We start from the raw sequence: 15,003 nt of genomic DNA, 5'->3' as shown, positions 1-15,003 counted from the left end.
ATATTTACGTTAGGTTTTTTAGTTAACTGTATATAAAACAAGTGTATATAGCTAATGGGCCAAAGTAAGAATATGGAAGCTACTAGTTTAAAGTGTCCATTTTTATATGAATGTGCTTGTGCTGAAAACCAACTTAATAAAGCTCCAATTACACATAAAATCTGAAGAATGTTACCAAACCAGTGTTCATTAAGGAAACTCATAAAACTGGTGTTTTGACTTGCAAATATAAATAACAAAAGAGCTGAGGTACCAAATAAGAGACAGCTTCTTGATTCTGAAAATTTTAGTAAGAATAGGCTAAAACCATCTTCCATGTTTTCACTAAAAAGTGGATGCTTCATAGAACTCCATTTAACATCTAACAATTTTATAGGCCGCGAATCGCGCATACTTCTACCGATGTCACGCTCATGTTTCTACTTTATACAGTTTTAACAAATTACCTAAGGCATTGCTATCAAAAGCTATTTAATATTTACAAGCAAAGTTAAGGCATATAAATGCGCGTTTCGCTCATTTCCTTGATTATGTAAGTAAGCAGCAGTTTGGCTGGCTTAATAGGTATTACAAGTATATGATATTGATAATTATTTGCATTAAAGTGTTTTAAAGGTGTGTATGAAAAAGTCTATGTTAACTCTGGCGTTAGTTACGGGTTTGAGTGGTTGTAGTACAACAGCTACGGAGCCTGATAAAAGCTCATCGCTTTATTACTCAGCACTTTATAATGCACAGGCAAAGCCTGTTAGCTCTGTATTATTAGAGCCCAAGTTATTAAATGCCGATGTGGTTTTAGTGGGTGAATTGCATACACATCCGGGCGTGCATTTATTTCAGACTGAGTTATTTGAGCAATTAAGCAAAAGTAATAAACGCTCAGCCCTGTCGCTTGAGCAATTTAGCCGCGCCGATCAGCATACTTTAAACCAGTACGTTAAGAGTGAAATTGGTGAGCAATACTTAATTGATAACACCCAAGCGTGGCCTAACTACAAAAGTGATTACCGTGCGCTGGTAGAGCTGGCAAAAACGAACAATAGCGATGTAATAGCTGCAAATGCCCCTAAAAATATAGTTACCTGTATTGGCAGGCAAGGCATAAGTTACCTAAGTAAACTTGATGAAACACAGCAGAGCTATATTGCAGCCGCTATTGATACATCCTCCAGTGATTATAAACAACGTTTTATGACCTCAATGCACCATGGCACGCCCAGTCAAAACGAAAATTATTATGCTGCGCAAGTTACCTGGGATGAAACCATGGGGGAGTCTATCGTTAACTATTTAAATAATCATAAAGATGCGCAGGTAATGCATATAGCGGGCGATTTTCATGTGAAAAATGGCGAAGGTATAGCGCGCGTTATTAAGCGTTTAGCGCCAGAGCTAAATGTTGTGTGGGTATCGCCGGTTACAAGTGTGCAAGCTAACCAAACAGGGTATCAGTTGCAAGTTAACCCTTTGCCACCCCGTTATGTACAAAAAGAACATCAGCAAGCCGCTTTTAAAGCTTTAGCTAAACGAGGCGAGCAAACGTATTGCCAATAATAAAGTTGGGTGTATTACACTGTGTTAGTGCAATACACCTTTGATATTTAGTTAAGCGTAAATGTGCCTTTCATCATGGCGTAATGTCCAGGGAAAGAGCAAAAGTACGTGTAATTAGTCCCGGCGGTTAAAGCGCTTGTGTTAAAGGTAACTTGCGTTGATTTACCACCGCCAATAATGTCTGTAGCTGCAAGCACACGAGTATCGTTAGGCTTTAAGTAGTGGTTGCTAAGCCCTGCTGCGTTGCCATCGGTTATTATAGCTTGCATGTTTTGCTCGCTAGCAAGCACCCAGTTATGACCCATTACATTGGCAGGTAATTTACCCACATGGCTAAGCTTTACGGTTACTTTTTTACAGCTTTTAGGGGCGCTTAATGTTTTAGTTGAAAACTGCATCATATCGTTTGCATCTAGGCTGAGTGTACATTCGTCTGCATATGCCGCATTGGCACTAAGTAGTAGTGCAGTGCTTAGTAAGAGTGTTAATTTTTTCATACTGTTTCCTCTGCTGTTAGGTTATTGCGTGCTTGATTGGTTAGCGCAACCAGCGCTTTACGAACCTCTAACGGGCTGTTGCACTGGGTTTTAAAGTTAATAAAGTAATTACGCTTTTGGCTTTGTATATAAAAACCAGTGGGTAATAAGCCGCTCATTATTGGGGTGTTATCAGCTACGCTGTAGTGCTGCATTAATATGAGTGACATAGCATCTTGATGGTCGTCGTTCATATGACTTATCATGCTTTGCTGCTGGTTTTCATCCCAGTTTTTTGCCTCATCCTGCCATTCGTTTTGCTCAAGCCAAAATATTTTGCCAAAGCCACCAATGTAACGCACACGAATTACGTCTAATTGCCATAATTGAAAGTCGTGCGCATTGCGATAGCTAGCAGCTTCGGGGCATAGGGCAATATAGTTATCAAGTAAAGTGTGTGCTTGCTCACTTGGCACAACAGAGCCATCACCTACGAGCGTTACGCGGCCGTGCTCGTTTTGATCGCCACTGTCGGTGGCATCAAACACAGTTAGGCTCATACGAGAGTCGTGCTTTAGATTTTTAGTGTGCTGGGCTATATCGCTAATAAAAAAGTAAATACGGCCTTGTTCGTCGCACATATAGGGGGTTACTGAGCCAAACGGGTAGCCGCGTAAATTATTCGAAATAGTCGACATGACACCCGCATTGGTTTTGTAAACCAAGGTGCGTGCATCGTTTAATGCTTGCTCTCTCATAAAAACTCCTGACGTTGAGAAAAAACCATGGGTGCATCGTTATAAGGATGAGGGTTTACATGCAGTTTCATGGCGTACATTTGTTGTAAGTTTTGTTCTGTTAATACGGTGTTTATAGGCCCACTTTGCAACACTTTTTTGTTGTGCAGTAAAATAGCATCGGTTGCATAAAGGCTGGCTAAATTTAGATCGTGTATTGCAGTAATGGCGCTGTTGCCCTGCTCTACAAAGGTTTTAACGCAGCTGAGCAAAGCATGTTGGTGGCGCATATCAAGTGCTGATGTAGGCTCGTCGAGCAGCATTAGTTTTGGCTCGGCCGATTGTGTAAAGGCATCGAGTTGCGCTAAAGTACGCGCCATATGAACACGCTGTTGCTCTCCGCCCGAAAGCGCACTTACGCGGCGAGTTAAATACTGGTTTAAATCCATAATAGCGGCGTATTTATGTACTTTTTCGCTTTGCATTTTTAATGACTCTACATACGGATAGCGACCCATTGCAATAAGCTCAAATACAGTAAAATCAAACCCTACGTGGTTAGCTTGCATCATGACTGCGCGTTGTGTTGCAAGGCGTTTTTTAGCGTGAGCAGCCAGCGGCTTGGCATTAAAAAGTACACTGCCTGTAAAGGAGTGCATACCTGCTAAGGTATGCAACAAGGTAGATTTACCTGCGCCATTTTCACCAAGTAGTGCTACAAGTTGCCCTTGTTTAGCGCTGCCATTAATAGCGTTTAAAATGCTATGATTATCAAAGCCAACGCTTAGATTGTTAAACGTGATCATGACCAACCTCGCTTATTTTTCACTATTAAATAAATAAACAATGGCGCACCCAATAACGCAGTAATAATGCCAATGGGTAGCTCTGATGGCATGATCACAATGCGTGCTAGCCAGTCAGAAAGTAGCAATACCACTACGCCAATTAGCATACAAAGGGGCAGCATATTACGTAAATGCGGCCCCACCATTAAGCGGGCAATATGCGGGACTACCAAGCCAACAAACCCTATTAAACCGGTAAGCGCTACAACCGCACCTACCCCTAATGCAACGAGTATAATGACATACAATTTAAGCTTATTAGTGTCTACTCCTAGGTACTGAGCTTGTGACTCGCCAATAAGGAGTAAGTTCATGGGGTTTTTTAACCGCCACAGGCCAATTAGGCTGATAAACAGTAACGGCGCAGCTTGAATAATCGTGCTCCAGCTTGCTCCGCCTAATGAGCCCATGGTCCAATAATTTATTAATCGTAGTGCGCTATCGTCGGCAAAAAAACTCAGTAGCCCAATAACAGCGAATGCTAACGCGTTAATAGCGACTCCTACCAATATAAGTGTGGTGATATTAATTTGCCCCTGCTGCTTGGCAATAAAATATACCAACGAGGTAACACCAAGCGCCCCTAAAAACGACGCATAAGGTAAATACAACTGAGCGTTAAAATTAAACTGCGCGCTAAGTGCAATAAACGCCACTGCAACCATTGCCGCACCTGCACTAATGCCAATAATAGATGGATCTGCCAGCGGGTTACGGCACAACGCTTGGGTTGCCGCCCCTGTTTGGGCAAGTACCAACCCTACTAATACAGCAAGCACAAAACGCGGCAAACGTATTTGCATTACGACATTTATTTGCAGTGCATCAAACTGATTAAAGTACTCGGGCGCAAGCCAAGCAATAGCTAAACGCCAATCCCATCCTGCAGGGCCGTACCCAATGCTTAGTAGCGCCAAAGCAAAAATACAAACAGAGGCTAATAGCATCCATTTATGAGTTTGGCTAAGTGTTATAGGCACAAAGCGGCTCAATGTTAGGGTGTTCATAAGCGGGTTTTATACTCGTTAAGCTCATTAATTGCTGTGGCAATACGTGGCGACATGCCAAGCGAAAGCAGGCTATCCATAACAAGTAAGTTACAGCTTTGCGCAGCTTTTAATAAGCGTAGGTTCGGTTGCTTACAAAAAGCCTGCTTGCCGCCAATGCTTTGTACAACATGCTTTGGCGCAACTAAAAAGTCAGGCTGATTTACAGCAAGTACTTCGGTATTAATTACTTTAAAGCCTGAATGTGTAGCGCCTATATTAGTAATGCCCGCATAGCTAAATAATAAATTAGGGACGGTTTCTTGCCCTGCGGCAACAAGCCCGCGCTCATTAGCTGAGAGTAAAAATAGTGCACTGTGCGTTTGTTGTTTTGCTTTTTCAGGTAATGAGTTTGTAATGTGCGTAATAAGTGATTGCGCTTTTTGCTTGGCGTTTAAGTCGGTACCAAGGCGTTTAATTAGATCAAGTAGCTCATTAACTGAGGTGGGCTTTTTATAATGAATTAGCTTAACCCCTGTTGCCTCAATTTGTTTAAGTGCTTGGCTTCGCCCTGCGCCTTCAAGCGCTAATAAGGTGGTTGGGCGCATAGAAAGTACGCCTTCTGCCGCTAAATCGCGGTAATAACCCACTTGTGGTAATTGCGTAGCTTGCTGCGGGTACATACTAGATTGATCAACTGCTACAAGGGTACTTTGTTTGCCCAGTGCATAAATTATTTCTGTAAGGGTGCCGCCAGCACTAATAACGCGCTCCTGTGCAAGTGCAGGTTGAGCGACTAAAGCAAACAATATAAATAGGTATTTCATTACAAACTCCGGCTTTTATTTTTTGGCTATTATAACTAGTTAAATCTAAATGAAAATGATTATCATAATTAATTGATCTTAATTTGACTTAGTTGTAACATCCTCACCATAAATAATAACTATTATCATTTGGAGTTAAAATGAAGCCCTCTGCATTTAAATTTACTGCTATAGCAACCTTATTACTCGGATCGGGCACTGCATTTGCCGAAAACATAATTGACGATCATATTGTTGTGAGTGGCTCGCGCTTTGAACAAAAGCTTAAAGATGTAACAGGCTCAGTAACGGTTATTACCGAGCAAGATATAGAGCGCCAGCTAGCTGTAGATTTACAAACCATGTTTAAATACGATTCAAGCATTGCAACCACAGGCAGTGGTGCAGGCGCGCAAACACTTACTGTACGTGGTGTTGGTGGTAACCGTGTTGTATTTATAAAAGATGGCCGACGCACCAACGATGGTTATGCAGACGGAGGGGGCTATTTAGTTGGCCGCAATTACTTTGATGTAGCAGGCGTAAAACAAGTAGAAGTAGCCAAAGGTGCTGCATCGTCTTTATATGGCTCTGACGCACTCGGTGGCATTGTGGTTATAACCACTAAAGATCCAAGCGATTATCTAAAAGATAACAGCAGCTATGTAAAAATGGCACTGGGGTATCAAGGTCAAAGTAACCAAATTGCTGCTGATATTACCGGTGCAAAAGACTTAGGCGACTTTGCAGTAAGCGCAGTTTATAGCCATCGCGACAGCGAAGAAGTACAAAACTACGACGAAAACTTACCCGGTTATGATGCAAAGTCGGACGCTTTATTAGTTAAATTTGAACAACAGCTTGATGAAAAACGCACACTTAAATACACCCTTGATTATTTTAATCAAACGACTGAGCAAGTAATTACTCCTGCCGTTCAAGAAACCGAGGAAGACGACACGAGTTGGTCACTGGCGCTAGATTACCATTCAGAGGTAGCTACAGCTGCGTTTGATAAATGGTACGGGCAAGTGTCTTATAGTAGTTACGAGCAACAAAGCGATGCAATTAGTGGCGCAAGCACCTACACCGATTATAACGACTATCGCTTTGAGCAAAATATTTTAGGTTTAAAAGCAGTATTTAATAAAGGGCTTAAAGGAGAAACCACCGATCATGAAGTGGTATATGGAGTTGATATCGACTTATACGACACCACCCGCCCTCGTTTTAAAACACGTATTTTAGCCGATGGCACCGTTGATTTTACCGATCAAAAACAAAAAGCATTTCCCGGAGCTGATACCTCTTTAATTGGCGCTTATGTGCAAGACAGTATTTCGTTTAATAACAGCGCATGGTCGGTTATTGCAGGTGTGCGATACGATTACTACACCCTAGAGGCTAAAAGTGATGAGTTATACGCCGATGCACAGCTTGATAATATTACCGAATCTGCCTTTTCGCCTAAGCTAGGTGTTATATACCAAGTGGATGATAACTTATCGTTGTACGGGCAATACGTACGAGGCTTTAAAATACCACCACACGACCAAGCCTATCAAAGCCACGGCGTTGAGCCGTTTTATCAAATATTACCAAACGCCGATTTAGACCCTGAAAGCAGTAATTCGTTTGAGCTTGGACTAAGATACGCCAGCAGCGATATTAGCGTAAACTTAAGTGCTTTTTATGCAGCATTCGATGATTTTATAGAAACCGCAGTGGTGGGTGTTGAGCCAACGTATATTCCTGGCGTAAACAAAACTTTGTATCAATATCAAAATATTAGCGAAACACAAATAAGCGGTGTAGAAGCAGGAATTGCCATGTATGTCGCTGAAAATATACTACTTGAGGCAAACGTGGCCTACGTTGATGGTGAAAACAAAGAAACCGATCAGCCACTTACCAGTATTAGCCCGTTAAATGGCTCAATATTGTTAAGTACAGAGCTGGGTAATATTAACTGGACCGCTGCGTTGCGTTTAGCTAAATCGCAATCGGATGTAGTACTTGATGCAAACGATGATAAAACTACGCAAGGGCATGGCTACGGCGTTGTTGATTTATACGCAAACTACGAATGGCAAGCGTGGCAGCTAAATGTAGGTGTACTTAACTTGCTCGATAAAGAATATGTACCTTTTGAGTTAATTGCAGGTCAATCGCAAAGTGCTGATTTTAGCCAATACACCCAACCTGGGCGTAACTTTTCAGCAAGGGTAAGCTATCAGTTTTAATTAGGGCTAAACAAATGGCAATAAACGCTGCATGGGTATGCAGCGTTTGCCTGCCACATATTTACTCAAGTCAAATTACTTAATGGTGAGTATATTCAGGTACACTTCTACATACTTAATGCCCATTAACACTTTATATAAACAGCACTTTTAAAGCCAAAATCGTCGTTATTTATAAATTAATTAATCGTAAAGTCTTGGTTTTCTAAATAGCTGGGGCGTTTTTAAAACATGCCGTTAGCTTACTTGCAAGCGTTGTATTTATTGCGCTGTCGCACTCTAATTCCCCGTTATACTCCCCCTGAGTAAGCGGCACTAATCTTAACGAGTCATAGCTTGGTTTACTTTGTATTTTATGAATTACCAAGCCTTGTTGCTGCGTTAGTTTTACTAATGAAAATGCATTTTTTGTGTTTTATTTGTCGTTAGCTTTTCAACATATAACGGATTTTAAAAGGTTAGTTTGGTAGTAAAACTGCTTTGGCATTAGCGTATTTACCAAATTTTGTGATTGACGATTTAGGGCTTACAAAAATAACTGTAAAGGGGGTTAACAGTCACTATAGCAAAGGCATAGTAATGATTTACAAGCCATCAAAAGCAGATGGCTGGCTTAATAAACTCATGCACTCTGCTTATCAATTTAAGGTAATACAGAGTATTACTTAACAAAGCTGCGCTTAGCTAATATCGGCCACTACGCACCGGTTACGACCATGCTCTTTAGCATGGTATAGCGCCTTATCGGCACATTTATATACTTGGGCAATATCAGTACTATGCTCAGGCCAGGTTGCAATACCTATAGAAATAGTGATTGTTCCAATGGTGTTTATTTCTGTCGATTCTACTGTTTTACGTAAACGCTCTGCTATTTTATAGGCACTTTGGCTGTTTTCATTTGGTAGCACAAGAACAAATTCTTCACCGCCGATTCTTGATACTATGTCGTCTCTTCTTGATAGTTTTTTAATTATATTTGTTAGCGAGACTAAAGTTTCGTCGCCTTTATCATGTCCAAAAGTATCGTTAACACGTTTAAAAAAGTCGATATCAATTTCTAATATAGCGAATGGGGTTTGCTTTAGCATAAGCTGGTTAAGTAGGCCGTTTAAGCTTCTTCTGTTGTGCGTATCTGTTAAGGGATCTGTTTGTGAGTCATGGCGTAGCACACCTATTTGTGCTTGTAATAAAGTAACCTCTCTTAACATCGCTAACTTCAGTTTTTGACTTTCAAAATACCACGACTTCACGCTTTTAAGTTTTTCTAAGCTTTTTGGATCATCGAGTGTATTTGCGTTATCGGCTAATCGCTTTAGAGGCCTTGCTATAAAATGTGCAAATAAACCAATAAAAATGAATGTGACTAATGCCATAGGTATTGTTTGTTCAATGACTTCAATAGTTAATGTATCTAGCGAAGAGAGCGTTGATTCTAATGGTCTTTGCGCCACTATTCCCCATTTAGATAAAGTAATGGGTGCGTAGCCTGCGAGCATCGGCTTATTTAAGCTATTAATAACCGTTGAAGTGCCTATTTCGCCATCTATAACAGCGTCAATCACAGCATTGTTAGCAATAACGTTGCCGATTCTGGCAGGTTCTGGGTGATATAAAATGCGTTTATTTGAGCTAACAACATAAAGGTACGAACCACCTTTGTAGTAATGTTGTTCTAAAAGCTCATTTAAAATATTTTTCTCTTTTAAATAAAGAGAGCCACCAATATAACCTAAATACTTACCTTCAAAATCAAACAAAGGGTGCGATATAAAAACAATTAAATTATCAGCTGCCGATAAATAAGGCTCACTAATTAATGGGCGTTTTTCTTTTAGTGCTTCTATTGCTCCTGGAGACTGTATTTGTTGGCCTATTAAACTTTCAAAGTGAGGCGACGTGGCTGCAACTACGCCATGCAAATTAATAACAACAGAGTTAAAGCTATCCGTTTGATGATTTAAACGAATGGCTTCATCGTTTAATAATTTGGAGTTACTTGGTGATTGCTCAATAATTTTAGCTGAGTATTCAAGCTGCTGAAGCGCAGATTTTAAAAAGTTATCAGTTGCGGAGGCTAATTTTTGTGCATAGGCTAAATTACTTTTTAGCGTATATGATGTTAACTGCTCTTTTTGAACCTGATAGGTAGAATAAAAACTCCCTACCAATGTGCTCAGTGCTGCAGAGAATGCGAGTAGCAATATAAGAAATCTTAAATTTAAAGCGGGTAGTAATTTATATAGCAAAGCTGCATCCCAAAGCACTAAAATTCAGCGCGTATTATACGAAGTTAAGTATTATACCCGTTTAAGTGTTTTTAATTAAGTTGGTTTGTTCAATTTAGCGACTATGCGTTAGGGTATGGCGTGATAAATAATATATTCCAGCATTGCCATTTTTTATCCTTTAATCAGTAAAACTCTAGCCAACTAAGTGAACGCACCGAGGTTGTTTATTAAGCTTTAAGTTGTTGATGTCGTATAAAAAGGCAATATGACTAATAGATAAGTCAAAGTGTATGGCCATCAAAAAGTTAATATGAGGTCAGGACTAAAAACATCACACTAAGTTTATAAAAAAGGCCAGAAGCAAAAGCTACTGGCCTTTCATTAAAGCCGTCATGTGTTTAGAGACGACGGGATATTATTTAAACTTATTTACTAACGTTTTTACGACGTCTATTAAACCATACTAATGGAGTAAGTAATAAAGCTATAAAGCCAAAACTACCACCACCGCTAGATTTTGCTTCTGTTACAGGCACTGTTGCTACCGCTTCATTTTTTACCATTACAGTACTTTGTTGAGTCACAGTTGTTACACCATCACTTACGGCAACTTCAAAAACAAGCTCTTCATCTGCAGTAATAGCTGCAGGTGTGAAGCTCAAAGTTGCTGTATCAGTACCAGTGAGCGTAGCATCACTACCGCTAACCTGAGTCCAAGCATAAGTTAGTGTTTGACCATTGCGATCTGACGCTGTTGCTGTAATTGTTCCTGTAGCAGATTCAGTGATTTCCGCTGAAGCGCTTTCGACTAAAACAAGTGGAGCTGCGTTATCACATGCTAGTGAATCACCCGCTACAAGTTCTGAAAATACAGGAGATAAAACGTTAGACATAGTTAGGTTATCAATCCACCAACCTAAATCACTTACTGCGCCATCTGATGAAATTCTAAAACGTACTTTTACTAAGTTGCCGTTTAGAGCATCACCAAAGTTGATAGTTTCATAATTACCATACGCGCCACTATCTTGTACGTTATTACCTGTGTATGTTTCACGTTCTTGAAGCTCTTGAGAATCGTTTTCGATTAGAACAGCGTCATAGCCAACATCAAATGTGCCGCCAATTTCAGTAGCATCAACCCAGTCACCACCATTAACACTAACTTCTACAACACCACCATCCCAGTTTTCCTCGATACTATAGAAATGCCAGAATGAAATTTCAAAGTCGCCAGAGTAACCGACTTCGAATGACTTGCTCTCTACTGCTACATCCGATTGGAAGCCATTATTTACAAGGCGCATTGCTTGTGTGCCTAGCCCAAAGCCACCTTGTTCAAAGAATGCAATATTACTACTATTATCCATTACTTGAGTGCCAGCAGCTAAATCACCACCAAACATTACGTTTTCTTTTAAATCTAATAGTGATGAACTTGCTACTTCCATATCATCTGAAACTACAGCTCCAACAGGCGTTTCTGATTTAAAGCCCATATTTACTTCAAACGTAAGTGTTTGATCAAGCGCTTCAACGATATCATCATCCGTTTCAATTTCAGGGAATGTGACTTCAATTTCTAGTGTTTCAGCTGTACCCGCTTCGTTCAAAGTAACTTTAATATCGTTACTTGTTATTGCTTCGTACGGTTGAACTTCACCAAAAGTAAGTAGGCCATCATTTTCAAATGTTACATCGTGATCGCTTATAACAGTCAGCTGTGCTGTTGTACCACTAAGTACTTCACTACCACGGTTAGTAATTGTTACGCTAACCGTACTCGTTTCGCCTTTATCTAAAATATTGTCGTTAGTACAAAAACCAAGCTCTGTACCATTGTACATGTTGTTTAAGTCAGCACTTGCAAAAGCATAGCTAGAAAGCTGTGTTTTATCTGATTCAACTACACCAGTAAGGTCTTCACTGAAACGATCTGGCGATACTGCGCCAAGACCCATACCACGTTTAGCAAATGCGCCTACCATTAACTTGTAATCAGCAGGGTCTACTGCATAGGCAGCAGCTAAAATAGCATCACGTGCTTCAGTGTAGGTTGGTGCTATAGGTGTTAATTTGTAACCTGCAACTAAGTAATCTGCCATTCGAGTTTGTGCTTCATTAAAGCCATGCTCGTTAATAAGCGTTACGTAGTTTTCCCATAATACAGTTGCCCAAATTTCGCCGGCAGCATGAGGAGAAGCCACGCTTGTTGGTGAAATACCAATATCAGCACCAGCATTTTCAGTAATATGTCGGAACGATAATGCATTTACATCTGTATCAGTTGAATAAGGAAGACGACGAATACCGAAGTAGAAGTCTTCTACAAATGTGCCGCTACCATATGCTTTTTGGAACTTATCGTTACCTGTGATATTTATATCGCTTTCTTTAGCGATAAACATTAATGAGTGGAAATCGCCCCAGCCTTCGCCCATTGCGCGGCCTTGGAAGTTAATAAGGCCTGATGAATTACCGACTAAGCGGTTACTAATGTAGTGACCCCATTCATGAGCAATAATACCATTATCAAACGTACCATCTTTTAATGTTGCTTTGGTAAACATGTTTACAGTAACAACTTCACGAGCATCAATTAGGTCATACATTGCATGACCATCAGCGTAATTTAAACCCATATTTGGAATAGTTACAGTATCGTCTTCACCGCCCATTGGTGCCGGTTCTGCCGTATCTGGGTCATTATTAACAACGATAGTTGCTATTGCACCTGCATCTTGTGCATTTTTTACTTTAATTGTAAATGAGCATGAGCCACGGTCTACAATTGCAATTTTACCCGCTAGTTCAGCTGCATTTATAGCAGGCTCACAACCATCATTCACACTTGTTGAATCTACTGTATTTCCATCATCTAAACGAACAACTTCTGCAGCCACATCACTGAATTGGTATTTACCAAAGCCAGATTCTTTTGTTGAAGCTAAAAGGCCTAAAGAGTCATGTGAAGTTACAGTAATACCAAAATCTACACCAACAACGGCATCTTTACTGTTGTACAAGTACATTTGCATACGTGGGCTAGCACCATCAGCTGGCGTAGACATATTTGCGTTATTACGACCTGAGTTATCTTGAGCCTGTGCTTCAATCGGGTCACCTTCTACGCCGCCACGACCAAAGTTAGATACTTGAGCTACATTTGACGTTTCATCAAAACCATGATCATAGAAAAAATCATGTAAAAAGTTATTCATATAAAACAAGTTAACAATAGCCGCTTTACGGTTTGCGTAGCTATTTGCAACTTCATCTACTTTATAAGGGTAGTCAAATGTGAAGTCTGCTGTTGTTTCAGCGGTAAAGTCACCTTCACTAAAGTCTTGAGGTGCAACCACATCTGCGTAAGCAAATACGTTATTACCTGATGTTGTCGTTGCATCATCAGCTAACCATGGGTCCATTGTGCTTAGTTTACTGTAGTAAGATAGAGATACCATTGGCGCGTCTAAAATCTCAGTCTCGTCTACTTGCCCTGGGCCATCTGCAGGAATTACGTCACCGTGCGGGCTTTCCATTGGGTAGCCATCTTGGTTAGCGTAAACACGGTAATTAAAGTCAGCTGCATGAGATTTCAAATCTTTCGCAAAATATACTTTGCTGTTATTCGAATCCACTACATAACTAAAGTAGTCACTTTCTAAAGAGCCAACTTCTGCTACTTCTACTTCAATGTAGTAAGCAGATTTAAGCTCGCCTGCAACTTCAAAAAACACTTCTTTTGCGCGTGGTGTACCTAAAACAATCTTAGAGTCATCTAATGATTTAGCCTCATATTTTGCATATCCACCTTCATTACCAATTTTACGAAGTGAGACATCAATATTTGCTAATTCACTAAATGCTTTTTTTATACTTTGCTCAGAGCTTACAAAACCCGTTAATGCAGCAAGTTTATTTTTAGATGACGACGTATCAGCAAAATAACCCGAGCTTGCTACTAGGTTGTACTCTTTATCCATTAACAAGTTGTATTCGCGGTTAAAAACTTCTACACCGTTTACTTGTTGTTTATATTTAGCACTAATAGAACCACGTTTTTGCTCTGATAAATCAACCATAACAGCAGAAGATGCTGTTGTTTTACGATTACTAATACCTGTTAAAGTTTCAATATAAAAGTCAGCAGCATATTGATTACGGTTATCAGCTGCGATTAAAGCCATGTCAGGCTTACGCTGACCTATTGCTTGCCATAAAAATGTTGCTTTACCCATTTGTGCATCGTAAATAGATTTTTGACCCGATACAGTGGCGCGTTCGGCTAAGGTTCTCTGCTGAACAGCAGCTAAAGAAGTACCCTGAGTAACTGCATTTGTAGCACTTACATCATAAAATCGAGTTTGTTCAGCGGCGGTTAGCTCACCTGCTGCTAATGTTGATGCTACAACTATGGCAATAGTTGTTAATTTAAATTGAGACATGTATCCACCTGTTTGTATTTATTATATTAAAACACTTAATGTTTTTTAATTGATTATTTTATGTAAACGCATAGTTAAGTTGTTAATATACATACTTGAATGAAGCTGAATAGCTTTAAATTTAGAGAAAAGTAAACAAAGGTAAACGAATGCAAAAAATAATTTTTACAAGTTCAGTGCCAATAATTGCAGCATTATTACTATCTGCATGTAATAACAGTGAAAAAACAGAGGTTAACAACTCTCAGGCGCTACCTAAAACAGCAGAAATCATTATAAAAGAACCATCTAAGAACCAGAAAACTGACACTATTTTCCCTAAAAAAGAAAGCAGTCAAGGTATTATGAAAAAAGCATCTAAAAGCATAAATTCATCTGGTGATAAGCTTATTTTTAACTCTGAGCAGTTATTTAAAGGCGACGTTATTTATAATCAGAACTTAAAGCAAAAAGGTGTAGTAACAGGTACTCTTACCATTACATTAAATACCGATTCTTTGCCTGATGAGTTAAAAAATAATTATGAGTTAGTTAAGTCGACAGCTCACAATTACACATTACTTGTTGAAAAGGATGTTGATATTGCAGGATTATCTAAAGATCTAAACAACTATAGCTCAGTGAGCAATGTAGAAGTTGCAATTGATTACTCACCTATCGAAACACATTTTTAA

Annotated in this window: 10 protein-coding genes; 3 read left to right on the top strand and 7 right to left on the bottom strand. The window is 39.7% G+C overall.

Annotated features, from left to right (window positions below):
• Window positions 1-621: 621 nt before the first annotated feature.
• Window positions 622-1,554: a ChaN family lipoprotein gene (locus P20429_RS09070; protein WP_007583650.1), complete on the top strand. Its 933-nt coding sequence runs from the start codon at window positions 622-624 to the stop codon at window positions 1,552-1,554.
• A 47-nt stretch (window positions 1,555-1,601) separates the two neighbouring features.
• On the opposite strand, the gene azu is transcribed toward P20429_RS09070, so the two are convergent.
• Genes azu through P20429_RS09095 form a run of 5 tightly spaced genes read right to left on the bottom strand, consistent with a single transcriptional unit; the run spans window position 1,602 to window position 5,428 of the window.
• Window positions 1,602-2,051 carry an azurin gene (gene azu, locus P20429_RS09075; RefSeq protein ID WP_007583647.1) on the bottom strand — a complete coding sequence of 150 codons (450 nt, stop codon included), beginning with the start codon at window positions 2,049-2,051 and terminating at the stop codon, window positions 1,602-1,604.
• Window positions 2,048-2,788, bottom strand: a complete 741-nt coding sequence (locus P20429_RS09080) for a HugZ family protein (RefSeq protein ID WP_007583645.1) — start codon at window positions 2,786-2,788, stop codon at window positions 2,048-2,050. The genes azu and P20429_RS09080 overlap by 4 nt, the downstream gene beginning before the upstream one ends.
• A complete protein-coding gene (locus P20429_RS09085) occupies window positions 2,785-3,573 on the bottom strand; it encodes a heme ABC transporter ATP-binding protein (protein ID WP_007583643.1) in 789 nt (262 codons plus the stop codon). The genes P20429_RS09080 and P20429_RS09085 overlap by 4 nt, the downstream gene beginning before the upstream one ends.
• Entirely contained in the window at window positions 3,570-4,622 is a 1,053-nt protein-coding gene (locus P20429_RS09090; protein WP_007583641.1) for an iron ABC transporter permease, read from the bottom strand. The genes P20429_RS09085 and P20429_RS09090 overlap by 4 nt, the downstream gene beginning before the upstream one ends.
• The gene (locus P20429_RS09095) at window positions 4,619-5,428 is read right to left on the bottom strand and encodes a hemin ABC transporter substrate-binding protein (protein ID WP_007583639.1); all 810 of its coding nucleotides are present in this window, start codon (window positions 5,426-5,428) and stop codon (window positions 4,619-4,621) included. The genes P20429_RS09090 and P20429_RS09095 overlap by 4 nt, the downstream gene beginning before the upstream one ends.
• Window positions 5,429-5,568: 140 nt before the next feature.
• Here P20429_RS09095 and P20429_RS09100 point away from each other — a divergent pair, with 140 nt between their 5' ends.
• On the top strand, window positions 5,569-7,650 hold the full coding sequence (locus P20429_RS09100) for a TonB-dependent hemoglobin/transferrin/lactoferrin family receptor (protein ID WP_007583638.1): 2,082 nt from the start codon (window positions 5,569-5,571) through the stop codon (window positions 7,648-7,650).
• A 680-nt stretch (window positions 7,651-8,330) separates the two neighbouring features.
• On the opposite strand, the gene P20429_RS09110 is transcribed toward P20429_RS09100, so the two are convergent.
• Together P20429_RS09110 and P20429_RS09115 are read right to left on the bottom strand one after the other, a co-directional pair.
• Window positions 8,331-9,854: a sensor domain-containing diguanylate cyclase gene (locus P20429_RS09110; protein ID WP_007583635.1), complete on the bottom strand. Its 1,524-nt coding sequence runs from the start codon at window positions 9,852-9,854 to the stop codon at window positions 8,331-8,333.
• Between the two features lie 452 nt (window positions 9,855-10,306).
• Window positions 10,307-14,329, bottom strand: coding sequence for a rhombosortase-dependent M36 family metallopeptidase (locus tag P20429_RS09115; protein WP_007583633.1), 4,023 nt, complete (start codon window positions 14,327-14,329; stop codon window positions 10,307-10,309).
• A gap of 149 nt (window positions 14,330-14,478) precedes the next feature.
• Between P20429_RS09115 and P20429_RS09120 the strand changes: the two genes are divergently transcribed.
• Complete coding sequence (locus P20429_RS09120) at window positions 14,479-15,003, top strand: hypothetical protein (RefSeq protein WP_007583632.1); 525 nt, start codon at window positions 14,479-14,481, stop codon at window positions 15,001-15,003.

It is taken from the genome of Pseudoalteromonas sp. BSi20429 (assembly GCF_000238895.1).
Classification (GTDB): domain Bacteria; phylum Pseudomonadota; class Gammaproteobacteria; order Enterobacterales; family Alteromonadaceae; genus Pseudoalteromonas; species Pseudoalteromonas arctica.
This window is presented reverse-complemented; position numbering and strand designations above follow the sequence as displayed.

Excerpts from the sequence above, each read along its gene's own strand:
- P20429_RS09070 (WP_007583650.1), top strand. The coding sequence starts at position 622 with ATGAAAAAGTCTATGTTAACTCTGGCGTTAGTTACGGGTTTGAGTGGT.
- azu (WP_007583647.1), bottom strand. The coding sequence starts at position 2,051 with ATGAAAAAATTAACACTCTTACTAAGCACTGCACTACTACTTAGTGCC.
- P20429_RS09080 (WP_007583645.1), bottom strand. The coding sequence starts at position 2,788 with ATGAGAGAGCAAGCATTAAACGATGCACGCACCTTGGTTTACAAAACC.
- P20429_RS09085 (WP_007583643.1), bottom strand. The coding sequence starts at position 3,573 with ATGATCACGTTTAACAATCTAAGCGTTGGCTTTGATAATCATAGCATT.
- P20429_RS09090 (WP_007583641.1), bottom strand. The coding sequence starts at position 4,622 with ATGAACACCCTAACATTGAGCCGCTTTGTGCCTATAACACTTAGCCAA.
- P20429_RS09095 (WP_007583639.1), bottom strand. The coding sequence starts at position 5,428 with ATGAAATACCTATTTATATTGTTTGCTTTAGTCGCTCAACCTGCACTT.
- P20429_RS09100 (WP_007583638.1), top strand. The coding sequence starts at position 5,569 with ATGAAGCCCTCTGCATTTAAATTTACTGCTATAGCAACCTTATTACTC.
- P20429_RS09115 (WP_007583633.1), bottom strand. The coding sequence starts at position 14,329 with ATGTCTCAATTTAAATTAACAACTATTGCCATAGTTGTAGCATCAACA.
- P20429_RS09120 (WP_007583632.1), top strand. The coding sequence starts at position 14,479 with ATGCAAAAAATAATTTTTACAAGTTCAGTGCCAATAATTGCAGCATTA.